General features: G+C 51.3%; 21 protein-coding genes. 1 reads left to right on the top strand and 20 read right to left on the bottom strand.

Annotated elements, in window-relative coordinates; all coding sequences use genetic code 11:
* Positions 1-2 precede the first annotated feature (2 nt).
* Positions 3-767: a hypothetical protein gene (locus IPL44_00750; protein ID QQS17566.1), complete on the bottom strand. Its 765-nt coding sequence runs from the start codon at positions 765-767 to the stop codon at positions 3-5.
* A gap of 3 nt (positions 768-770) precedes the next feature.
* On the bottom strand, positions 771-1,814 hold the full coding sequence (gene pilM / locus IPL44_00755; protein QQS17567.1) for a type IV pilus assembly protein PilM: 1,044 nt from the start codon (positions 1,812-1,814) through the stop codon (positions 771-773).
* Positions 1,815-1,872: 58 nt separating this feature from the next.
* On the opposite strand from pilM, the gene ychF reads away from it, so the two are divergent.
* On the top strand, positions 1,873-3,069 hold the full coding sequence (gene ychF, locus IPL44_00760; GenBank protein QQS17568.1) for a redox-regulated ATPase YchF: 1,197 nt from the start codon (positions 1,873-1,875) through the stop codon (positions 3,067-3,069).
* Between the two features lie 73 nt (positions 3,070-3,142).
* Here ychF and IPL44_00765 read toward each other — a convergent pair whose 3' ends face one another.
* The 18 genes from IPL44_00765 to IPL44_00850 form a co-directional block, all read right to left on the bottom strand.
* Positions 3,143-3,838 carry a hypothetical protein gene (locus IPL44_00765; protein QQS17569.1) on the bottom strand — a complete coding sequence of 232 codons (696 nt, stop codon included), beginning with the start codon at positions 3,836-3,838 and terminating at the stop codon, positions 3,143-3,145.
* Between the two features lie 261 nt (positions 3,839-4,099).
* Positions 4,100-6,616 carry a hypothetical protein gene (locus IPL44_00770; GenBank protein QQS17570.1) on the bottom strand — a complete coding sequence of 839 codons (2,517 nt, stop codon included), beginning with the start codon at positions 6,614-6,616 and terminating at the stop codon, positions 4,100-4,102.
* 268 nt (positions 6,617-6,884) lie between these two features.
* Positions 6,885-7,610 (bottom strand): TlyA family RNA methyltransferase, encoded by a 726-nt coding sequence (locus IPL44_00775; protein ID QQS17571.1) that lies wholly within the window; start codon positions 7,608-7,610, stop codon positions 6,885-6,887.
* Positions 7,611-7,634: 24 nt separating this feature from the next.
* Positions 7,635-9,419: a serine hydrolase gene (locus tag IPL44_00780; protein ID QQS17572.1), complete on the bottom strand. Its 1,785-nt coding sequence runs from the start codon at positions 9,417-9,419 to the stop codon at positions 7,635-7,637.
* 18 nt (positions 9,420-9,437) lie between these two features.
* A complete protein-coding gene (gene efp / locus IPL44_00785) occupies positions 9,438-9,998 on the bottom strand; it encodes an elongation factor P (GenBank protein QQS17573.1) in 561 nt (186 codons plus the stop codon).
* A 122-nt stretch (positions 9,999-10,120) separates the two neighbouring features.
* A complete protein-coding gene (locus IPL44_00790; GenBank protein ID QQS17574.1) occupies positions 10,121-10,318 on the bottom strand; it encodes a 30S ribosomal protein S18 in 198 nt (65 codons plus the stop codon).
* Positions 10,319-10,337: 19 nt separating this feature from the next.
* Entirely contained in the window at positions 10,338-10,796 is a 459-nt protein-coding gene (locus IPL44_00795) for a single-stranded DNA-binding protein (GenBank protein QQS17575.1), read from the bottom strand.
* A 23-nt stretch (positions 10,797-10,819) separates the two neighbouring features.
* Positions 10,820-11,188 (bottom strand): 30S ribosomal protein S6, encoded by a 369-nt coding sequence (gene rpsF / locus IPL44_00800; GenBank protein QQS17576.1) that lies wholly within the window; start codon positions 11,186-11,188, stop codon positions 10,820-10,822.
* Positions 11,189-11,305: 117 nt separating this feature from the next.
* Positions 11,306-11,677, bottom strand: a complete 372-nt coding sequence (locus IPL44_00805; GenBank protein ID QQS17577.1) for a hypothetical protein — start codon at positions 11,675-11,677, stop codon at positions 11,306-11,308.
* On the bottom strand, positions 11,674-14,559 hold the full coding sequence (locus IPL44_00810) for an InlB B-repeat-containing protein (protein QQS17578.1): 2,886 nt from the start codon (positions 14,557-14,559) through the stop codon (positions 11,674-11,676). Before IPL44_00810 ends, IPL44_00805 begins: the two co-directional genes overlap by 4 nt.
* Positions 14,552-15,292, bottom strand: coding sequence for a hypothetical protein (locus IPL44_00815; protein QQS17579.1), 741 nt, complete (start codon positions 15,290-15,292; stop codon positions 14,552-14,554). The genes IPL44_00810 and IPL44_00815 overlap by 8 nt, the downstream gene beginning before the upstream one ends.
* Positions 15,293-15,419: 127 nt before the next feature.
* Positions 15,420-16,025 (bottom strand): hypothetical protein, encoded by a 606-nt coding sequence (locus IPL44_00820; GenBank protein ID QQS17580.1) that lies wholly within the window; start codon positions 16,023-16,025, stop codon positions 15,420-15,422.
* A gap of 41 nt (positions 16,026-16,066) precedes the next feature.
* Positions 16,067-18,637 (bottom strand): DNA polymerase I, encoded by a 2,571-nt coding sequence (polA, locus tag IPL44_00825; GenBank protein QQS17581.1) that lies wholly within the window; start codon positions 18,635-18,637, stop codon positions 16,067-16,069.
* A gap of 25 nt (positions 18,638-18,662) precedes the next feature.
* Positions 18,663-19,220 (bottom strand): nucleoside monophosphate kinase, encoded by a 558-nt coding sequence (locus IPL44_00830; GenBank protein QQS17582.1) that lies wholly within the window; start codon positions 19,218-19,220, stop codon positions 18,663-18,665.
* Positions 19,204-20,172, bottom strand: a complete 969-nt coding sequence (gene rpoD / locus IPL44_00835; GenBank protein ID QQS17790.1) for an RNA polymerase sigma factor RpoD — start codon at positions 20,170-20,172, stop codon at positions 19,204-19,206. The genes IPL44_00830 and rpoD overlap by 17 nt, the downstream gene beginning before the upstream one ends.
* A 435-nt stretch (positions 20,173-20,607) precedes the next feature.
* Entirely contained in the window at positions 20,608-21,840 is a 1,233-nt protein-coding gene (locus tag IPL44_00840; GenBank protein ID QQS17583.1) for an ABC transporter permease, read from the bottom strand.
* Complete coding sequence (locus IPL44_00845; GenBank protein ID QQS17791.1) at positions 21,840-22,538, bottom strand: ATP-binding cassette domain-containing protein; 699 nt, start codon at positions 22,536-22,538, stop codon at positions 21,840-21,842. The genes IPL44_00840 and IPL44_00845 overlap by 1 nt, the downstream gene beginning before the upstream one ends.
* Positions 22,539-22,587: 49 nt before the next feature.
* The gene (locus tag IPL44_00850; protein QQS17584.1) at positions 22,588-24,372 is read right to left on the bottom strand and encodes a DNA primase; all 1,785 of its coding nucleotides are present in this window, start codon (positions 24,370-24,372) and stop codon (positions 22,588-22,590) included.
* Positions 24,373-24,397 lie beyond the last annotated feature (25 nt).

Below are 24,397 nucleotides of genomic sequence, written 5' to 3' on the forward strand. Positions count from 1 at the left end.
ATTTAGTTACCCTCCGTACTAGTCGAGCTTGACGATGTCGATTCGCTGCTAAAAATGTTGCTAGGCGAGTTTCGATCGGAGTCCGACGTTGTCTCATTAGGAATATCTAGTTTGATATCGACACTATCTGACGAAAATACTGCCACGTCAAACACCGCGATGATCGAGAAGCTCAATTTATCGTCAGTCAGCGCTGATGAGGTAACTGTTACTGATGAAAATAACGATTTAGTCTCGATATTAGCGCCCTTCTTCGGAGCATACGAGAACTTAGCAAGAGACAGCGTACTCTTGAAAACGTTCAGGCTAGAATAATTAGTCGTCTCACCTTGCATTTCTACGGTTACCCCAGTAGACTCTGTGGTACTAGCGTCCGATGATACGCCTGGAGCAGCTAGCTTGACAGAACTAAGCGATACACTGTTAGGCGCAGCTGGATTAAGTTGTTTTAGATAATCAAAAACTCTAGAGTAATCTAGCTGCTGGTTTTTGAGGCTACTGATTTTCGACAGCTGATTCTGGACTGTTAGATATTCATCGAGCTGACTGTCACTCTGCTTTTTGGTAATTGCATCCTGACTGTCGGCGATACTCTGTGTCAGATTACTTTTTTGGATCGCTTGACCACCCATGATGCCGCCTAGTATCAAAATAACTGATCCGGCCACAATGGTAATAATGATACAGATCGATATCACTAAATTTCGCTGCATCTGTGCATGGAGCAGCTGTTTCTTGACATCAGGCAGCAAGTTTAGCTGGATCATGAACTAGACCCCTATCCTCTCAGCCAGTCCGACCGCTACAGCAAATTGCGATGACAACGGCGCCAGGTTAGCCTGCTCGCCTGCTGGCACATTAACGTGCTGCCATGGTGTTGCCGCTTGGCTGACTACGCCAGATTTCTGGCTAATCAAATCAACCAGACCAGGTAGCGACGCACTGTAGCCACTCGATAAAATAGCACCGATACCAATGCCTGGATATTTCGTAGCAAAGAATTTCAGAGATTTCTGGACTTCGGCGAGTAGCTGTTCGAGGCTGTTATCGACCGAACGCGCCAACTGACCTTCGAGCTTATCTGGCGATACACCGAATTTCAACAGTAACTGATGAGCTTGCTGTTCCTCGATATTAAGGTTCTGTTTGGCAGATTTTACCAGAGTGCTAAATCCAATTGGTACCGACCTGATCAAACGTGGCACCGAACCGAGTGTCAACACTAAATCGGTCGACGAATCGCCCATATCAACGACCAAGCGACCGTCTTGGACGCCGTCAGGCAATAATGCCCTCGTTACAGCCAGTGCATCTGGCTCAATGGCTACGACATTGAATCCTAATTCCTCGAGCATATCGAGTCGCGCCTCAGTAAACGAGTTCAAAACGCTAGCCACCAACACTTCAATCTTCTGTCGATCAGTTGCTGATTCGCCAATAACCGCCCAGTCGATCTTGGCCTCATCAGGCTTCATTGGTACATAGTTTTCAGCCTGGTATTTGATCGTAGCGCTCAGTTCGGCCTTTGGCACGTTTGGCACCTCGACGACAGAGGCAAACATTTTTGACGACGGCACGCCGATCGCCACATTTTTAGTCCGCACGCCAGACGTCGCCACTACCTCAGAAATAGCCTGGGCTAGGTTGTGTTTATCGGCTTCGGCGGTCGACTCACTGAGACGTGCTTCGATCGGTTTTACTGCGTAATGTTTCAAGTTCCAACCTTGACCGGAGTGAGACAACTCTACAACGCGTAGTGCTGTGGTACCGATGTCAAGTGCGAAAAATTCCCCTATTGATTTCTTTATGCCCATGCGCAGAATTATACCATAATCGCTTTTAAAAAGGCAAGCCTTTTTGTAGAATAGAAGCATGAGTCTCAAAATCGGCCTCGTCGGGCTGCCTAACGTCGGCAAGTCCACCCTGTTCAACGCCCTGACCGGTGGTAATATTTTGGCTGCCAACTACCCATTTGCGACTATCGAACCTAATACTGGTATTGTACCCGTACCCGATGCGCGGCTCAACGTTCTCGCCGATATGTATGGGACCGACAAAATCATCCCGGCGACCGTTGAATTTGTTGACGTCGCCGGCCTCGTGGCTGGCGCTAGTCAAGGCGAAGGTCTCGGCAATAAATTCCTGGCTAATATCCGTGAGTGCGACGCCATTTGTCACGTAGTGCGCGCCTTTGAATCCTCGACTATCCTGCGAGCCGACGGTGCAACCAAAACTGATCCAAAGAGCGATATCGAGGTTATTAATACCGAACTCATGCTCGCCGACATCGCCACTATCGAAAACCATCTGCCAAAAGTTACAAAGGAGCTAAAGAGCGATCCGAAGCTACGCTCCACAATCGACTATCTCACTAGCCTACAGAGTCAACTACTATCTGGTGATATACCCGACAGTTTTGATGACGAAAAATTGCACGGTCTGGATCTATTAACCGCTAAACCAATAATTTATTTGTTCAATGTTGACGAGAATGGGTTGACCGATCAGACCCAGCAGGCTGAATTAGCTAGAATAGTAATCAATACGAATAGTGCTGGCGATGTTGTTCCTGCGAGGCTCCAGCAGGACGGCAATGGCGCCAGCGACAAGCCCCGTAACGACGGGCGCACGGAGCGTTCGCAAGAATCACTATCGCCAGCCGGCTATCCGCAAGTCGTCTTCGTCTGTGCGGAGCTCGAGAGTCAACTGCGCGAACTGAGCGCCGTCGAAGCTACCGAACTACTAGCCGATTACGGCGTGACCGAATCCGGCCTCGCCAAACTAGCCCACGCCGCCTACGATATCCTGGGTCTCCAGAGTTATCTAACGGCCGGGCCAAAAGAAGTTCGAGCCTGGACCATAAAACAAGGTTCGACCGCCCCACAGGCCGCCGGTGTCATTCACACTGATTTTGAAAAAGGCTTCATCGCCGCTCAGATCGTATCCTATCCCGATCTAGTCGAACTAGGTTCCGAAGCCGCCGCGAAGGCGGCCGGTAAACTCCGCACCGAGGGCAAAACCTATATCATGCAACCAGATGACGTGGTTGAATTCCGATTTAATGTCTAACTATGAGAATACCCCGCCCCCTGTGACAGGGACGGGGCACCTCGAACATCAACACTCCTTTCACTAGGCAAACTTACTGGGCGTACCGGATCTCCTCGACCCAGTATAGGACATAGACATTGGCCGACAAATGACCGTTCGGACGAACGGTTGAGTCAGTGTCACAGGTGCTGACTCGGATCGTCCGGATCTTCTTGTCGTTGCGGAGCCGGGGGTTAACCTGGCCCTTATGCTCAGTATTCAGCTCCTCCTTTGGCAAGGTCGCAGCGTCGGCCTCGGCCTTGGCCACCACCACGTCTCCCGACGAGTAGTAGACCTCGGCCCGGTCACCTTGCCGAACCTTGTCCAGATCGTCCAGCGCATAGGTTTCCCTATCGCACCAGACGTGGCCCGAGATGAGCGAGCGATTCTGGCTGGCAAATCCCGGCTTTGGAAAGCCATCACGGTCGCGATAGGCAACCTTGCCGCACCGCGAGCCCCAGCCGAGTGAGCTGTAGACCGCCGGTCCAAATTTCATGGACACGATGGTCTTGTCGCCGCGGTAGATGACCAACTGATCCGGCTTGCCGCGCGGATTGTCCGGTAGGTCGACCGGCGGGAGCTTCTCGTCGTCGTTTGCCGGCACCGTGATCGACGATGCCGTCACCGACGGGATCGGATCCATCGGGACCTCGATCTCCGCATAGACGTTGTTCCAGTACCAGAAGGCACCGAACAGCGACACTGCGGTCACCGTCAGACAAAGCGTGACGATTACCATGCGCTTCATTACATTCACCACCTTCTGTGGAATAGATTGATATTTCGAGGTAAGCCCAGTCAGATTTACATCCGTTACTAGGCGCGCCTTGTATTATATCACATTTTGTCTTTTTTGTAAAATATTTTAATAAAAAATTATACTAAATCCCTCTGTCCAATTCCCCCTGAAATGAGAAGAGGGGCCTGATCCGTCGCAGCGAGCGACCGGATCAGACCCCAGGGAGTACGCTACCTGGCTGGCAGCATACACTTGTTGTTCATCTTCTCATCACGAGACGCGGCGACGCCGACGGATGGCGATGGCCGCACCGGTGATGCCGAGTGCGGCGAGGACACCCAGGCCGATGAGCGGCGTGGGATCAGCGACGGCCCGGAGGCCATCGCCGTCGTCCTCGTCGACCGGGGGCACCTTCGGCTTGTCCGGCGGATTCGGGGTGCTGTTGCAGCCCAACTCCGCCTTCTCTGCCTTGGTCAGCTCCCGGATGAAGGCCCAGTCGGACCAGTCACCGAGCACCTCGTCGCCGAGGACCCAGTCGCCGCGCGATGCCATGCCGTTCCACACCCACACGTAGGGGGTGGTACCGGTCTGGGTGCGACCCCAGAGACCGTCGCAGCTCATACCCTGGTCCTGGATGATCCGGACCTGCGCCGGCGGCTGGTCAGAGCGGCAGCCAGCGGCCAACCACTCGTCGTTCGACAGCTCGCGGAACTTGGCCCACTCGGTCTCGTTCTCGACCTTGGGCTCGACCCCGTCAAAGGTCCACTCTCCGTCCTTCCAGACGGGGTAGCTGACCAGATCCCAGGTGCGGCGGTAGGCCCCGTCGCACTCGAGCTTGGTCTCCACCTTGGGCTCCACGCGGGGCTCCGGCGGCGCGACCGTGCAGTCGTCGGCAGCCTTGATCTCGACAGTGGTCGAGATGGTCAGCTTGTCCTCGGACAGCTTCCACCCTTCTGGCAAGTTGCGCCAGTCCGACCCTTCCGGATCAGCCAAGAACGCAACCACCTTGTAGGTGCCGGGATCGAGGTTGGTCGGCTCGACCAGGTTGTCCTCGTCGTCGTACACCTCGACCGCACCAACGCCCTCGGGCTTGGTGACCGCGATCGAGCCGCCCTTGCGGGTGGCCAGACCGCCGTCGCCCGGGGTGCAGACCTGATCGGTGATGGTCAGGGTCGGAGCGGTGACATCCGGACGGCAGTTGGTCGAGACGGTGATCGTCGTGACCTCGCTCACCGGCTTGCCAAGGTACAGATCGGCCTCAGTCCCGGCCCGGACGGCGTACCGGATGACATGGTCACCCGAATCCTCCGGGAACGTGAACGTCTTGCTGGCCGACTGATGGTTCGGATTCGCACCGGTATTGTTCACCACGGGGCCGTACGGACCAGTGGTGTCCGGGGTGCCGATGGGAGCGTCGTTGTCCACGCGGTACGAGACCGGGTAGACCCACGGGCTGTGGTTGACGAGCGTGATCGTCGCCGCGCCGCACACCTGGGTGTGGCTGGTCTCGATGTAGAACTCGCACTGCGACCGATTGGCATCCTTCACCGTCTCGGAGCCGGGAACCTTGGCCCAGTCGGACCAGTCGCCCGGAACCCACTTGCGACCCTCGAGGTCCCAGACGTAGCCCCGCGAACGGGTCTCCTTCCAGGACGTCACCGTCAGAGCCGAACAGTTCGGCTGATCGGTGAAGTCGCGCTTCTCCGTGTCATCCTTGGGCTTGTCAGGAGCGCACTTGGTGAAGTAGGTGGCGTCGTCGTACGGGGTAACCTTCCAGTCGCCCCACTCGATCTTGCCAGACAGCACCCACTTGCGACCCTCGAGATCCCACTTGTAGGACTCCAGACCCTCGCGAGTCACGAAGCCGGCAACGCCAGAGAAGCCGTACGCCTTCAGATCGCACGACTCCTCGGAGTCGGTGTGCGCCTTGGCCGGCGGCTGTTCGGTCTTGCACTGCTTCGCGAACTCCTCGTCAGACATGGAAACCTTGCGGGTCTCCTTGTCCTCCGTGACCTCGTCGACGACCCAGTCGCCCCGGTCCTTCATGCCATTCCAGACCCAGGTGTAGGTCGTCTTCGTGCGCGTCCGGGTCTGCGTCACCGTCGTGTTCTCACACGTCGGCTGCTCGTTGGACCATGATGACCACTCGCCGTACTTCGGGCCGGGGTTGTCCCCGGCACACTTGCTGAAGTACTGGCTGTCGCTGTAGGGCGTGTACTTCCAGTCGCCCCACTTGATGGTGTCGCCGAGCACCCAGCTGGATCCGTTCCAGACGTAGCCCTGAGTGCCGGTGCGGTCGCGTTCGCCACCGAGCTTGCCGCTCGGCATGGCCATCTTGCAGCTCTCCTCGTGATCGGTCACGGTCTTGGGGTCGGGTTGTGCAGGCTTGCACTTGTCCCAGTTCCAGCCCTCGACGCGGGTATCCCCGCCGACGACGTAGTTGTCGTCGAAGATGATCTTGAAGGCGATCCAGGGGCCGTTCGACCCCGAAAAGGTGTGGGTCTTCGTGAAGGAAGCGCTGCCGGACGCGCCGGAAACGTTCTTCTCGAAGTCCCACCCGGATGTGGACGTACCGCCGCTGTAGAGACCGGACTTGGTGTAGAGCTTGCCGGACGACGTGCCGTTGGACCACCCCACGGTGTAGGTGGCCTTCATCGAGTTGCCGTCGACACAGTCGGTCGCCGACACCTTGATGTTGCCCTGATGGGCAGATGCGGTGGTGGCCGGGGCGATGACCCCGAGCACCGTCAGGACCAGCGCACAGGCCAGTCCTACCAACTTTCTCACTTTGTCCCCTTCCGTGGGAGTGATTGCCACGAGACTACCCCGTGGACTTTCCGCTGTTCGAAAACGACGAGAAACTTCGGGTGTGTATCATGAATTGAAAATGAACAAATTGTTAATGAACGGGAGCGCGCGAAACGGCAGCTCCCATCTGTAACGCCACTAGTGGCAACAATTTGGGCACCTCGTTTCATGAGCTCAACCGAAACCTCCAGTCGATTTCGACTAGACTGCTAACATAATAGCATATTTTACATAAAAAAGCAATACCTTAAACTCTTTTGGTGGTTTCTAGCGCATAGAATCGCTCTCTGTTACCATGCGTGCCCGCCACGTCACTGTCGGCCTTGGCACGGATTACAAAATACTGGCGCGACCACAGTTCAAAATCCTGCAAAATGTGGCGGCGATCGGTGTTATTTTTGATCACACCGGCGTTTTTTAACCGTGATCCCGTCTCGAATTGCGGCTTGACCATAGCGACAATCTGCGTATTCCCATTAGATAACTGTTTCGCAATGTGCGGCAATATCTCACGCAAACTAATGAAACTGACGTCAATCACCACAATATTAGGCGCTTGGTCCAAATGAAAATCGCGAATATCGGTCTTTTCGTAAAGCTCTACCTGGGGATTACTCCGTAAACTGGGGTGCATCTGATCCGTGCCGACATCAACCGCAATAACTTTGGCGGCCCCGCGCCGCAGCGCATAATCAGTAAATCCACCGGTCGATGATCCAACGTCTAAAACAACTTTGTCTCTAAAATCGAGATGCAGCAGCTCGGCCACGCTAGCTAGTTTCAGCCCAGCCCGCGACACGTATTGTTCGTCCTGGAGCAGCTCGATAGCTGCAGTCGGATCAACAAAATAACCGGGCTTGGTAATAATTTTGTCGGCCACCGTCACTTTGCCTAGGCGGATATAGCTCTCGGCCTGCGACCGCGTCGCAACTAAACCACGCTGCACTAATAGATGATCCAAACGAACTTTCATGACTCTATTTTAACAGATATAGATTTAATCGGTGCCGTACATAATATCTTCGATCTTGGTGGTGATCTGGGCAATCTTTGACCACGACTGATTATTCGTCATGATGACCAGCACGTAGGTGCCCTTCGGGTGGTAAACGATTGCTGCGTCATTCAGATAGGCCCAGAGGAAACCGACCTTGTCCGCCACAACCCCAGCACTGCCTTTCGGAATGCCGCTACGATAAATCTGCTGTTTCATGAGCCCGAGGAGACGATTGGCGTTATCGGCACTAAACAGACTGTGATTATAGAGACCAATCAAGAGTTTTTGCAGATCTGCCGCCGACGTATGCGCCGCATCACTGGCCGAGAACGTGGTCGCACTCGAAAAGCCGAGACCATGCAGATCATTATTGACGTTAGTCTTGCCCCACTCTTTCAACCAATATTCGGCGCAGTTATTCGCCGACACGTGAATGGTATTTATTAGACATTGTTCGACAGTGATACTCGATACGCCCGGCATATCTGTAATAGTATCTGACCAGTGGATTGTGCCAGCGTCGATCTTTTTCATCAGCAATAGCGAAATGAAAAGCTTGTACGTACTAGCCGACACCACGCTCTCGGTGGCGCGCGAACTAGCCGCCCAGCCGCTACCAGTTAGCTGTTTGACGCTGATCTGAATCGTACCGCTACTCGTCACCTGATCGATATAAGCCTGTAACGCCGCCTGCGAATGATTATAGCTACGATCATAGACGATATTCGGTGTAGTGACCTTGAAATTCATCGTGATTTCGGCGGATTGTTGATTATTCAGGGCGTCTTCTAGCTGTTTAACGATCGGGTCAACATCGACTGCCCTACCATCTTTGCCGGTTGTGCGACTCGTTTCCTTGCCGTTGACCATGACAATCTTGGTCGTGCCAGCCGCGATCACCGAATCACCGGCGATGTTGGTCAGATAATCTGCCATAGCAGTCTCGTCGAACGTAATATCAGAGCTATTCACGATACTGAGCCAGCCTAGAATATCTGTATCGCCTGGCGTGGTTGTTCCTTTTGTCAGGCTGTTCGTGATGGTGATTTTTACATGACTCATCGCGAGCAGTTTGGTTTTCGTCTCCTGGATGACATCGTTCGAGATGTCCGGTTTAGTCGACTGATTTTCGACTTTCACCTCTGTCGATCCAATCTTGAAATTCGCCTGATTGATAGCTTTCTGGATAGATGATGACTCGACACTGACGGCATCCTGGGCTGGTTCGATCGCGATTTCATTCTGGTCGTTGATAGTGATTGAACCATTTTTAGCCTCGACCGTCATGTCCGCGGCTAGTTTATTTGACGCCTCAATCAAAGTAGTCTCATTAAATTTCGATTGCAAATCAGTGAGCGAACTGCCGGCGAAAAAGATCGAAAAAGGAATCAGGCGCTGCCACCAGCTATAGTCATTTATCTCCGTAGCCAGCCGGCTAGCATCGATCGAAGCGCCGAGCTCCAACAATGTAACAGATCTAGTCTGGTCATCGGCCACCAGCTTGGCCGAGCTTTGCTCAAATGCGTTTTTAATGGCGTCTGTTAATTGGTCAATCGACTGAAAAGCATAGCTCTTGTCACCGATTTTTACCTGTGACAAAACTCGACTGCCGGGGAATAAAATTTGCGCCAACACAACTAATAGCAGAGTGATCAGCGCTATTTTCCTGACTAAACGCCAATCGACACGGCAAACAAAGTCGTGCCAGCGCTGTCGTAACTGGCCTAGTCGTTTTGGCCGCCGGCTGTGTTGCGGCCTGCGATGACTCACCCTCTTCATCTCCATTGCCCTCTATCTTATCATTTATTTGACGCGTTCAACATAGCTGCCGTCGCGGGTGTCGACCTTGAGCACATCGTCGGTCTTGATGAATGATGGAACTTTCACAGTAATGCCAGTTTCGAGTTTGGCGTCCTTTTGCACACTACTCGTCGTGTCGCCCTTGACCACGTTTTCGGTGTAGGTCACCGTCAAACTAACAGTGGTTGGCAATTCGACGTTGATGACTCGCGAGTCAAAGAACTGGGGCTGGACTTCCCCGCCCTCGAGGATATATTTTGGTACGTCCTCGGCCTCGGCGATCGGCAATTGGAACTGTTCGAAACTGGTCGGATTCATGAAAAACAAATCTGTGCCATCAGAATAGAGATACTGCGCCGTTTGGTTAGTCACCTCAGCACGCTCGATCTTGTCCTGACCTTTGTAGGTTTTTGGCAAGACCGCACCAGTGATCAAGTTTTTGATCTTGACGTTGACAATCGAACCACCCCGCCCCATAACTTTTTGCGAGTATTCGATCACTTTGTAGGGTTGGCCATCAAGTTGAATGACCGCGCCTTTTTTCAGATCAGTTGGACTATACAATGATTACTCCTCTCTATTAAACAATTTATGAGTTGGCTCGACGACAGCTGGGCATTTCTGACCAGCGAGTCGTTAGTGTTTACGACGAGCGCGCCTGAGGCGAGTCAATTCATACATAGAAATTAGCTCGCTACGAACGGCAATAGTGCCAAGTGGCGGGCGCGTTTGACCGCGACAGCTAGTTGTCGCTGTGATTTAGCGCTCAGACCAGTTTTGGCGCGAGCATCAATTTGACCATAGCTGTCGATGTAACGCTTTAGCGTATCGACGTCTTTGTAGTCAAAATATTTTGGTGAAACTTTCTTTAATCGTTTTGCCATAATTCTCCTTATGATTCTATTAAAATGGTATGTCACTCAGGTCAATTGGTGCGCTGTCGATGTCATCAGCAGGTGCCGAGGCAGCTTTGCTGGCGCTCGATGATCGCGATGAGTTGGCTGACGAAGCGCTATCGCTACCGCCGCCCCGACCGTCGCTGACAAAACTGAACTCTTCGACGACGACGTCGATAGTGCTGCGTTTTTTGCCAGTGTCCTTGTCGTCCCAGCTACGCTGTTGCAAGCGACCGCTGACCAACAATTGACGACCTTTCTGCACGTATTTTGCAATCGTTTCGCCGCGTTGACCCCAGGCAGTACAGTTGATAAAGCTGGTTTCTTCTTGGCGTTGACCGTTGGCGTCGTTCCAGGTGCGATTAACCGCTAGGCTAAAGCTCGTTACGCTCTGGCCGCTCGGCGTGGTACGTGTTTCTGGATCGGCAGTTAGGTTCCCGAGTAAAATTACTTTGTTAAATGCCATATACCCCTCTTCTTTCGTTTAGATTACTTCTCGTCCGTGGTGTCGGTTGAAGCTACTTTGCGAGTTTTTTCCTCTGCTAAAACAGCTTGAGCCTTGGCGTCAACCTTGCTCAGCAGGTAGCGAACGACTTCGTCGGTGATGTTCAAGACCGAGCTAATAGCAGCTGGCGCCTCGGATGGTAATTCCAAGGTGTAAACCCGATAGACGGCGTGCGTTTCGCCGGCAATGGAATACGCCAATTCACGGCGTCCCCAGTCGTCTTCGCTGACAATTTTACCACCATTAGTCGTGATAATATTCGCGACTTTCTTGAGCGGCGCTTCGATCTTTGACTCGAGTTCGGGTCGGTATAAAACTACCAACTCGTACTCACTAGTATTAGTTGTGGGCACTGATAGACCTCCTTTGGATTATAGCCAACTAGCTGGCCCAGCAGTTGGCAGGTTTTGATTAACAGATATATTGTACCAAAAACTAGATGTTTTAGCAAGTACCGCCGCAGATTCAGGCTAAAACCTCGCCGGTAATACAGTCTGTTTCGTCACGATCCAGGTGTTACCAGTGGTTGAGCTCTGTCTAATGGCATACGGTGTGAGGAACAGGTTTGGCTGGTAGTTAAACAACTCAGACGCCGTTATTGACTCGAGATGGGTCTCACCGTTTGTGGTAACCGTCGTCGTGCTCGATGAGCTGTACCCTGAACCAATCGTGCGACGCAGAGCTGGTGTAGTTCTAGAGATGACTGCCCCATTGACTCGTAGCTGGCTATTACAAGCACCGCCATCGCGCATGTCGGTCGAGCTGCTACTCACGGGACACGTTATGAAACCGCTGGTTGCCGAGGCACTCGCATTAATGTAGGTCCCAAACAGCTGCGTCACACCTGTCCCCACAATGATCTGTCCCCAGCAATGATGTTCAAGATCGGTACTTGGTTGAGATCAGAGAAGGTCGAGCTCGCCGTCGTAATGTTACCATCAAGGTAGATGTTGCCGGCTGAGACGAGCGTGATCTGCCGAGACGAAGTCAGCGTCAAGGCAGTAATATGCGTATCGGCATTCACGCGGTATGTGCCACTCGCGAGGCCATCAACCATCGCATCAGTGATTGGCGTGGCGCCAGCTAGCGGCAACGCATTGACCGCCGCCGTAGTGAGCTTGGCATTGGTTGGCAGGCTAATCGTCTGCGTCAGTGAGCTGCCGTTATATAAACCACCGCCGGTTGCGCTGGTGCTACAGGTGGTAGAACCAATAACGTTCGCAAAGGTGACGGCACAGGCATTCACGCGGTTAGAGGCGCTGTAGTTAGCAGTCCAGCCACCTGAGCCAAAGAAGCTCACGTTACCAGTTGTGGCGCTCGTACCCTTGTAGCCGAGTAGTCCATACTGTGACCAGGAACCACGTCTAGCATCCGATTGCGACACACCGAGGAACCCACCATTGTACGCGGTACTCGTACCATCCCAGATACCACCCGACGATGCATCAGCACCACGTAATTGCACCTGTGGAGATTTTGACCACTTGACACAAACTGGATCAGAATAGCGGTACTCGGTCGTCTTGTCATAGGCCCAACCACCAGCGTTAGAGACGACCGTATAGTAGCAGACCTTCCTACCATACCAGGCATCCTGGAAGGTCTGAGAAAGCGCCGTACCATTCCACGTCCCAGAGGCAAAGTTGGCATCAGTGAGACCACTGACGGTAGAGAGCGTGGCGATACTGGCTGCCCCACTGCCAAAGCTCGCAATGTTAGCAGCCGTTGGCGCCACATTGAGGTTAGCACTAATACCCTGGACTGGGTTCCACGAGCCCGAACCGATCACCTGGACGACAGATACACTATGGCTCGTACCTTCGACGGTAGTTTGAGAACTGTCTACACTGGGCGTAATAGTATAACTATCTCCAACTGCGACGTTAGACGTCCCAATACCGAGGCTGTTGGTGACGAGAGGCTGGAGGATCCACGGGGTGCGGACTGTGACTGAGCAGCGGTTTTCGAGAGACCCATCGAGTGTCCCCCAATATTCAGCGGCTGTGTCATTACCGCCTGCACTAGTGAGTGACCGCCGGTTAAAGCTCATTATGTAGCACAAATCCATGCCCTTGAGGTTGTTTAGCGTAGTACCGGATGGTAGTGAATTGTTCCACAGCCGATCGGCTGTTGTTAATGTGTAATAGCCGCTTGCTCCAGAAGCTAACGAGGCGTCAGTCCACGAGCTACCTTTGGTGCAGCGTTTGAAGGATGCGTCATAGCTAAAACCGGTAGGACACAGTGAACTAACATCAGTTTGACCACTGTTAACGCTATTGGCAGCAATTAGACCGGAGCCAAAAGCCCAGCTCGGGTAATATTTAAAAGTTGCTGCGCTCGGAGCGGTATCACTACTACGAATAACACGGACCATGTAATACACCTGGTCCTCGGATCTAGCCGCGTGACCACCAAAGGTCGGATGGCTCGGATAGGCAGATTTGCGACTCGTATTAAACTTGTTACTACTCGTGGTATTAGACAAATCTGAATCCATCGGATTAGCTGGATTAACAGCGGAATAGGTATAGGCAGTAATGGTCCAAGTATCCCACTGGGCATAAAGTGTCACACTGCCAGTCACCGTAAAAGTATTGCCGGGGGCATAGCATGTCCCGGTACCGTTAGCGGCCGTACACCACTTTACAAACTCATACCCAGTCCTAGTAAACGTATTTGCTTTGACGCTGTGTGCTGTACCGCTATTCTGAGTAAACGGATTGCCAGTCATAGTGCCGGTTCCGCCATTGGAGTTGTAGGTAATAGTGTAGGAGGAGGCGGTCCAGTTCGCTACCAACGTAGTATCGCTAGTCAGATTAAATCGACCGTTCGCCTCGGAATCACCACCATTATAGCGGTTAGTGCTGCCATCATACCACCCGTTAAAAGTGTATCCGACTCGCTGTGGCACTGGATAATAACCAACCTTGGCACTCTTTTTGTACTCTCGTAAAAGATTACTGCCACTCCCTGGATGCTCCCATAATGTAACTGTGTAATGTCTGTCTAGCTGACTAGCGGGGATTGTGCCGCCGTTTGGGTCAAAGGTCAGTGTACGATAATTTTCCATTGCAGGAGCATCATAATAGTATTCATGACCACTACTTCCCCCATTCCAGTTGTTATCTATGGTGATTTTGAAGCTTTCTCCATAGCTATAATTAAATACGAGCAATGCCGAACATGAGTCTGTTTTGTTTGGGTTACCCCCTGAACAACCATCGTGAGCCTTGGCTTGCGATTTCTTGCCGCCGCTCGTTATATTGGCGTCTGTCTTGGATCCTACCTTCGTCACCCTACCGCCAGTGACTTCTATATTTTCATCACTATCATAGTCTCCAATTTTAAATACGAGATTCGCCTCTTTGAACCAATCTGGCTGTGTATTGGGAGTAATAATGAGACCAGTACAGTTATTGTAGACCTTTGAACTATCGAAATCTATATTAGCATCTGCTGTGTCGCACGATTTGCCGTCAAGGTGTACCTTGGGGATATTAGGAGCTTGCAGAAACTTCCAGCTACTGTCTTTGCCGCTATAGTACAAGAAACTAGTAGGGCTGCTATCAGGTTTTTTGTATACGATATAATCTACAGAGAGATCATCGAACCAATCTGCTGAGGCCGATTTCGCGAAAAATAAGCTCGCTCCTACCGTGCTCGCCATAAACATGATGAGGAGCATGAGGACTTTACTAGCGCGATACTTGAAAAGCTTATTCATTTGTAGATCCTGCCCCCTTCATCTCATTCTCTAGTGCAGTAAAGGTATCTGTTTCTTTGTATTGATAGCCTGCCATGTAATAGCTGTCTTCCTCTGGTATGGCAGGATGACTAGCAGGATCGTTTGCCAGCGCGATATATAGATCAATGTATTTCAACTGCTCCGCAGATGTATCCACCAATTTGCCATCCGAATCGGTAAATTTGTTGTTCATCAAATTACGGTAGTAGTAGACCATGTAGGCATACAGTTCAGCTTTCCAATAGTTCACCTGAGCCTGAGACGGTGTGTCATAATTATAGGTAAACCATAGCGAATCTTCGTGGTTAGCTAGGAAATCTTCCATAAAAACGATCAACTGATCCTGTCTAGTACTATTAACTGTATTAGACAAAATATCAGCCAACTCCTCGACAGTATCAATCGGATTCTCTTTGGCGGCAATCTGTTTATCAATGTTTGCTTTTAACTGCTTTGTCAGGTTATCAACCGATGCATCCGAAGTGTCTGGGTTTAAATGAATATCAGAGCCGTCAAGATCATCAACCGTCAAGACTTTCTCGGCAGTCGAATCCTTGTTTTTAGCGGAGTTATGGGACATGATCACATAAGCACCGGCCGCCCCTACTAACAGTGCCGCCAGAATGGTAGCTACAATCCATTTACGGCTCAGCCCACGTCTCGGCGGAGTTCCGCGCGTAGATTCTACCTGTTTTGTTGGATCACCTCCCACTAATCACATCCTTTACAAACTTAACCGATATTAAAAAGAGCTTATCGTTATCTATGCTACCTGAAACAGACGCCGCGGTCAACACTCAGAGAGCCATATAAAGGCGCAAAATCTTTATTGTTTAGTTTTATTCGACCGCGTCTTTGGCGTTGTCAATGATTTTCCGTGAATCCGGAATCTGATTCAAAAACAGATCTTCGACATTAATAACGAGACCGCCGAAATTACCCGTCAATTTAGGACACGACGTCGTCCAGAGCTTACCAACCGATTTGTCATCACTCAGAATCTCGAAAAATATCAGCTGTCCCACCGCACAAATACCCTGATTCTCCGTACCGACCCCCGTCGTCTCGGTCATATAGCCCGCTCGATTCAGCGCCGCCATGAAATCTGAAAAGGCCGCCTCGGTGTTGCCGAGCGTCTGTGTGCCTAGAACTTGACCATCATAGCCCTCGAAAGTCGTGATCGTCCGCTCGGTTTTGGATATAGAAATCACGATTGAATAATGATTTTCTTTGGCTACAATCGGGCCGCGTACACTCATCCTAACAGAGGTGGCATCAGTTGGTTTATTGAGAAGTTTCTGCCCTGCGCTCAGGGTGTCTTCACTGCTCGTCGAGCCGCCATTAAACAGGGCTTGTCCTGCCCATAGCAAGCCACCGACTAGAACTATGGCTGCGATAATCATCAATAGCACAGCGCCAGCGCGAGTTGGTCTACCTCGTTTCATATCTCTATTGTACAACTAAACTGTTAAAAAGTCAATCAATACTATAGATCGGCCCACGATTGGCCGCTCTTTACATCGACCTTGAGCCGGACGCCTAGCTCTGGATAGATATGTTCCATCATATGTTTGAGTGATTTACTGACTTTATCGAGATCATTCGGCGCACACTCGACGAGAATACTATCGTGAATCTGGAGAATTTGCCGACACAAGCCGCCCAGCTCGCGCTCGACCCGTAACATCGCCATTTTCATTAAATCCGCCTCTGTTCCCTGAATTGGCATGTTAGCGGCCGCTCGTTTAGCGCCTTCGCGTACCATGAAATTGCTCGATGTGACATCCGGTGTCGGCCGACGTCGCCCAAACAGTGTTTCGACGTAGCCTTCGGTTTCGGCCTGCCGTATCGTTTTATCGAGAAAATCCCGAATCGGCTGACGCACCGTGAAATAGCGATCAATAAACTCTTTGGCTTTTATAATCGTCATGCCCGTCGCCACCGACAACCCGTGCGGACTCATGCCATATAACACGCCAAAGTTAATCACCTTGGCGTGACGTCGCATCTCCGGCGTGACATCGTCGAACGACACACCATAGGCCTCGGCGGCCGTTTTGGTGTGAATATCGACAGCGTCGTCCTGGAAATCTTCGATCAAATTAGTGTCTCCCGCCATCGCCGCCGCTAGTCGCAGCTCGAACTGTGAATAATCGGCACTGACCAGCACTTTGCCGGGACTCGCCACAAATGCACCCCTGACGCGCTGGCCTAGCTCGGTCCGAATCGGAATATTCTGGAGATTAGGATTGCTCGAGCTGAGTCGTCCAGTCGCCGCCACGTCTTGACGAAAATCTGTGTGCAGATAGCCCCGCTCGTCGATCAAGCTCGGCAGCACATCAACATACGTATTTTTCATTTTCATGAGTTCGCGAATCTCGGTAATTTTAGCAATGATTGGATGCTGGCCGTGCAGTTTATCGAGCTCTTTCTTGCCTGTTGAATAATAGCCCCTGGCCGAGCGCTTGATACCAGTCGTCGGTAGTTGCAATGTGGTGAACAAGACTTCAGACAACTGCTGAGAACTACCGACGTTGAACTCGTAACCCGCCATAGACCAGATCTCCTGCTCGACCGTCGCTATCTTCCTCTCTAGCTCCTGACTCATGCTGGCTAGATTGGAACTATCGAGCCTGACACCGCGCCGTTCGATGCGTGCCAGTAATAGCTGTAATGGGAAATCTACCTCTCGGGCTAGTTTATGCAATGTAGCATATTTCGCGAGCTCCTCACGCTGCGTTTTATAGAGCGACCAAATCGCCGCTATTTGTTGACCCGGCGTTAGCTCGATCAAATTACCGTCCTCATCCATCTCGAGCCAGCCCACCGCCTCTTCGATTGTCGGTGCTTTGCGCAGCGAATCGAGCAAAAAGGCCGTTAATTTCGTATCAAACTGCACCTCAAAATCGAGATCAGACTGGATCTTTAGCAACGTTTCCGCTAGCGTTTTTGCGTCGTGAGCAATAATTTTTTTATTCTGCAGTAATTCGGCGCCACCCCGTATGGGAAGCTTGATCGCGACATCATCAGTGGCGCTGAGATATAGATACTCACCCGCCATGACGACCACCAATTCGTCTGACATCTGGATGAGCACGCGAGCAGCCTCATTAAAATCCTGAACCTCCGCCTCATCTAGCTCTACCGCGCTCTTTTCAGCTGACTCATCACGCATGTAATCAGGCAATCGCCGGATCAGCGACGTAAATTCCAATTTCTCTAGATTTGCTCGCAATTTCGCTGGATCAAGTTTGCGCGCATCCACCGCCGCCAGGTCTAATGCTAGTGGCGCATCGCACCAAATTTTGCCCAGCTCGCGTGACATCAACGCCGACTCATGGCCTGATTCTAGTTTATTGCGCCAGGCGGGTTTAATCTGGTCAAGATGCTCATAAATAGCGTCCAAACTGCCAAATTCCTGCAACAAGGCAATGGCAGTTTTCTCGCCGATGCCTGGTACGCCCGGGATATTGTCGCTGGTATCGCCTTTCAGGCTCTTGAGATCCAGAAACTGCGTGACGTTTAGCCCATATTTTGCCTCAAAGGCCGGCACATCAAACTTTTCGAGATTCGCCAGACCTTTTTTCAGCGCATATAGTTCGGTATCACTATCAACCACTTGCAACATATCGAGATCCGAGCTGATCATCACAGTATGGATACCCTGAGCGTTAGCCTGCGTACTCAATGTACCCATAATATCATCCGCCTCATAATCGTCCAGCTCATACAGCGGCCAGCCAAACGCCTCGAGCAGCTCGTGCAGCAGCGGAATCTGGGCGTAAAAATCTGGCGGCGCCGGCTTGCGATTGGCTTTGTATTTATCGTAAATCTCTAGGCGGCGGCGAATGTTCGTCTTTGGTTTGTCCCAGGCAACCGCCACATAATCTGGCTGAATCTGACGCAACAATTCTAGGGCGAGCGACGCAAAACCATACACCCCGCCCGTCGGCGTGCCATCGCGCATCGACAAGGTCGGCATAGCGTAATAACCCCGATAAAACACTGATTTTCCGTCAATCAGTACAAATTTTTTGGGTAAAGTATTCCCCGACATAGTAACCATTTTACTACGTTAGAGATTATTTAGATAAACCGAGCTCGTCATACACCAAGGCAATATATTGTTCGAGCGGCAATGTGTTCTCGATATGAATGTCCGCCATCTCGCCAATGCCACGGATATTAAAGTCCTCGTCATTCGGTCCGGCGTACATTTCCTTTTCCTCATTCGCCTGGAATTGCTCGAGTGTGAGCAAAGTTTCGTTGTCGCGCGCCCGCGATTTGACGCGTTCATAGCGAACTGCGATTGGCGCATCGACGAACAATAGAGTACCGCCGGCCGCTTTGAGAGCCTTGGCTTCGCCCAGACTACGGATCCCAGTGATGACCAGTGGTCGAGCTTCCTTTAATGCCTCGCTGACTAGGGCGCCTGCCCCGTTCTCATAGCGCAGTTCTGTTGCGGTTTTGACCAAGACCGGTCGCTCAATCGAGCCATATTTTTCCGTTGCGACTTTGCGAACCATGTCACCCGTCGAAACATGGGTGTAGCCAAAATCCCTCACCAAAAACTCAGCCACGGTGTCTTTGCCGCTCGCAAATGTCCCAGCGATACCAATCAAACTACTGGATGTAGTCATAGAGTTTACGCGTGTCCTTGTGTTTGCGAAGTTTATTCAGAGCTTTGGCCTCGATCTGGCGGATACGTTCGCGCGTGACCGCGAACTCGGCCCCAACTTCCTCGAGCGTATGTGGTCGATCGCCGTCCAGTCCAAATCGCATCTTGATAATCTTTTTCTCGCGATCGTTCAGACCATTTACCACATCGAGCACCTGCTCGCGGAGCAATTGTCCCGCCGCTGCCTCCTCGGGCTTGATCATCGAATCATCTTCGACAAAATTCCCGAGTTCCGAGCTGTCATCGTCATCGCTACCACCAATGTTAGCATCAAGGCTCTGGATATCCTGTTTGATCTTGAACACATATTTTATTTTCTCTGGTGTTTCGTCAAGCGCCTCGGCCAATTCATCAATTGTCGGCTCACGGTTCAGTTCCTGGGTCAGCTTGCGCTGCGTGCGGAGTAGTTTGTTGATAGTCTCGACCATGTGCACCGGGATACGGATCGTGCGCGCCTGATCGGCAATGGCACGGGTGATCGCCTGGCGAATCCACCAGGTAGCATACGTCGAAAATTTGAAGCCTTTGTCCGGGTCGAATTTCTCGACCGCACGCAATAATCCAGTGTTGCCCTCTTGGATGAGATCGAGAAAATCTAGTCCGCGGTTACTATAGCGTTTAGCAATCGACACGACGAGACGCATGTTCGCCTCTGCCATCTGATCTTTGGGTTTTTTGAGCTTTTTAGCTTTGGCTCGCAGAGTATCGCGGCGGCTCTTTAATTTGGCACGCTTGTCCGGTGTCAAATCAGGGTTCTGCAATTTCTCTTTTAGCTCCTCTAGGCTAGCCTCAACTTCGGCCAGCGGTTCAACGTTAGCGACAATTTTCGCAGCGAGGTCGTTCTCTTCGTCCTGCGTCAACAGTGGAATACGACCGATCTCACGCAAATAAACCCGCACGCTGTCGTCGGTCATTTCGTCAAAATCGCTCGGCTCGACTACGGCATCATCTGCCAGGTCATCGCCTTCGTCCAGATCGCTCAGGTCTGGCTCGTCATCTGTAAATTCTAGCTCGTCGTTTAAAACTTCGTCTTCGTCCCTCATTAAACTCCTATACTGTTAGCTGCTCTTTAGTTTTATGTCAGTTTTGAGGTTTTATAGATCGCCGCGCACATATCGTGATTTAGTCGGCGAGCGCAAATCAAAACGCGCCATTCTCGCTTGAACAAAATTATATCACGAATTAGCTGATGATGCAAAAAGTTTGTTCATTGCAAAATCTCCTCGGGTCCTGCCGCTCGGTCCGCCCCTAAAATTTTTTCGGTCAATCACCACCGAAAACAATTTTGGGAGCTGCCCCGCCTCGCGTCACCCGAGGTGGGGATTTTGAGAAAATTAATATATTCGAGTTTATCGCTTGAACAAACTTTTTAGCGACATCTTTTTATTATATTCAACCGCCCCAGTCTGAAACAGGCGCGCTGCGATCATGAATATGATAGCCGCAAACACAAATAGCATGATTACTCCCATGATCGTATCTAGCGGCCCTAAATTGCCAATTGCATTTCTAATTAACAGCGGTATCGGCGCGGTCAAGGGAAAGAACGTCAATAACGTCACCGCCAATGAATCTGGGCTCGTGATAAACAGCGGTGCGGCATAGAGCGGCACGAATATCATCGTGATGACTATGCCAAAGAACTGCCCCGCTTCTTTGGCGGTCGGCACCGCTGCGCCAATCGCCACCATCAAGCCCGATAATAACAATATGCTACCCATAAACAAGGCTGCAGCAGCCGCAATCCTCGACCAATTAAACACCAAATTCGATAGATCAATATCCGGTAGAGACAGCTGGTTCCGTAGCAACAGATACGCGATCAAAATAAGACCGATAATCACCACTACCTGGATCAAAATCAGCGCCAACATGGCGAAAATCTTGCCGATAATCAATGTTCGTGACTTGATAGTCGTCAAAATTATCTCCATCACACGATTTTCCTTTTCCTCGACCGTGGCGTTCAACATTTGACTACCAAAGATCGCAATGATGACGTACAGCAACACCAAAAATATTCCCGGCACGATCATTTCCGACATCGGATCATACACTTCGCCCTCTCGGTACGTCGTACTGTTATACATAACGTGACCCTGCAAGATCGCGGCTACGTCTGGCGTGGTCTGAGTCATAGCAGACTGCTCTAATAGCACCTGCGCCACCGACATATAGCGGCTATTTTCAAAGATTCCCACGTTTTGACCATAGACCTCAACTGCGTTTTTCGCTAGATCTCCTGGGTAATAGAAAAACGCATCTAACGTGCCAGATTTTACTTTGTCTATACCCTCCGCGCGCGTCGCCATAGTTTTTGCCCCGACTGCACTAACGGCCGCCTCTGGCAAAACTCCGCTATGATCGGTGATTCCGATCGAAAAATGCTGGTCCTCCAGATCTTTGCCAGCCTCATTCGCCTGCTGGTTAGACCACGTAATCACACCAAAGATCGCCACGATCAACACTGGAAAAGCAATGATCGCTAGCCAAAATGACTTCTTTTTGAGCGTTCGAACCACCTCAAAACTGAATACTGTACCGAAATTATGACCGAAAAACGAGCGTTTTGACTTTGCCATTATTCGTCTCCTCCGGTTTCTTCATAAATTTTCACAAAAATATCATCCATATGCGCGCCGTCGTATTTTTTCCGCACTGATGCTAGTGTGCCGTACTCTTTGGCACGACCGTCCTTTAGTAGCAAGATCCGATCGCACAACCGTTCGACTTCCTCCATTTGATGCGTCACCATCACCACTGTTGCACCTTGCTTTTGACAATCATCGATAATCTCCATCAACAGCCGTCGATTGACTGGATCAAAGCCCTTCGTCGGTTCGTCGAGGATCAAGAGTTCCGGATCGTCCATAATGGTGATGCCGAGCTGGACTTTTTGCTGCTGCCCACCCGACAGTTTGTCGAGCCGCATACTAGCGTGATCAGCCAGCCCGACGCGCGCCAGATATTGCAACGAAAAGTCGTTCGCTGCTGATGTGGTCATGCCCTTTAATTTACCAAAATAGACCATGGTATCGATCACGGTTTCTTTTTTATAGAGACCGCGCTCTTCTGGCAAATAGCCGATTTTTACATCTCCATCCACCGCATACGGCTTGCCCTTGACGAGCAAGCTCCCTTCCGTCGGCTCATAGATGCCGAGCAGCGCCCGCAATGTCGTTGTCTTGCCCGAGCCGTTACTGCCGAGGAACCCAAACGTCTCGCCCTGCCTCACCTCAAAGCTCAAATTGTCGATCACGGTATTATCGCCGAATTTCATCGTAAAATTTTCGATTTCGATAATATTCATGCTGTTTATTATAGCATTTTTAGGCGTTTTCCTCTTTGCGTCGATCCCAAACCTTGAATAGTCCGGCAAAATCGTCGCGCGCGCCAGTTTTTTCTAACACATTGAGATCGCGTTTGATCGCGTTGACCGCCCCGTTCAGAATCGTTATCCGATCATGATCATCACCGTCGAGCGACGACGCCAGCTCGCGCGACAGCTGCTCGAATCGCGCCTTTAGTTTCGACAGCTCCAGCTCACGCAAATAACCGAGTAGTAGCGCCCGCTCGTCCACATTATCCAGTTCCCGATCGGCCACGATCTCGAGCTCAGCTAGTTTATCGGCCAACTCCGAATCAACCTCGATCTTTTCACCGAGTAAATGATACTTCGCCTTGCCCGAAGTCCCGGTCAGATACGTATCAGGTAAATTATGCAGCACGCTACGCAAGCGCGGCTGGCTCAGGGCAATCGCGAGAATATTATCGAGCAGATATTTCTCATCTCGTCTGGTGTATTCCCGGCGCGTGACTTTGGTTGGTTTCAACATCCGCCGCGACGGCGTATTATTGTTGCCGCCAGAGGACATTTTCTGCATCAAGGCCGTCAACGATACCTCCGTGAGCCGCGAAACTTTTTTCAGATAAAATTCCTGATCGACTGGATCACGTAGATTGCGTATCAAACCTAGAGCCTTGGTAGCGAGCGTTTTTTTGCCATCAGCCGTCGCTAGATCCTCGCGCTCGGCATATTGATCAATCACCCAATCAACTGCTGGTGTATGACGTTCGATCGCCGCCTGCCATAGCGCTGGGTTCTCCTGGATCAATTCGTCTGGGTCCTTGGCGCCTTGCATACTAATCACCGATAATCTCACCTCTAGATCTTCGGCTAAACCAATCGCTCGCTCGGTAGCGGCCACGCCCGCCCGGTCGCCATCAAAACACAGTCGAATATTATGGCTCAATCGGCTGAGAGATTTCAAATGATCACGTGTCAAAGCCGTCCCAGCACACGCCACTACGTTCCGAGTACCAGCCTGATGGCTACTGATGACATCGAGATTGCCCTCGACGAGCACGGTGAAATCTTGCTGGCGAATCGCCGTTTTGGCAAAATTCAGCCCAAACACCTGTCGCCCTTTGTCGTATAGAATCGTCGCCGGCGTGTTGAGGTATTTCGGCTCGCCCTCACCCACAATCCGCCCCGTAAAACCGACCACTTGCCCCTGTCCGTCGCGCAGCGGAATCATCATACGACTGCGAAACATCTCGCCGCCACGTCCGCCAATCAACCCCGCCCCGCGAATCTCAGTCTCAGTAAATTTTTTATCTAATAGTAACTGTTTCAACTGCGAATTTTCGGGCGCAAACCCGATACCCCACTCTAGCACCGTCTCACGCGTCAAATGTCGTTTGCCGGAAATATAATCTAACGCTAACTCAGATTTCACCATTTCGCGCTGGAAATAGTTCATCGCTAGATGATTCATTTCAAAAATCCGGTTTTTGCGCTGTGATAAATCCTTTGGCGTGCGGTTATCGTACTGGCCTAGATCGATACCGGCCTTGCGCGCCAGTAGTTCTAACGCACCGCGAAAATCGAGGCCCTCGACCTCCATGACAAAACCGAACACATCGCCGCCTTTGTTCGATGAAAAGTCATGCCAAATATCCCGCTCGGGCGTCACGTAAAAACTCGGCGTTTTTTCATTCGTAAAAGGACTCAGGCCACGCCAATACCGCCCGGCTCGTTTCAATTGGACATACTCACCAATGACATCTTCGATCGCCAGTCGTGCGCGCACCTCTTCCTTGGCGTCATTCATGTGATTATTGTATCATCAGAGGCGA

It is taken from the genome of Candidatus Saccharibacteria bacterium (assembly GCA_016699895.1).
Classification (GTDB): Bacteria; Patescibacteriota; Saccharimonadia; order Saccharimonadales; family Saccharimonadaceae.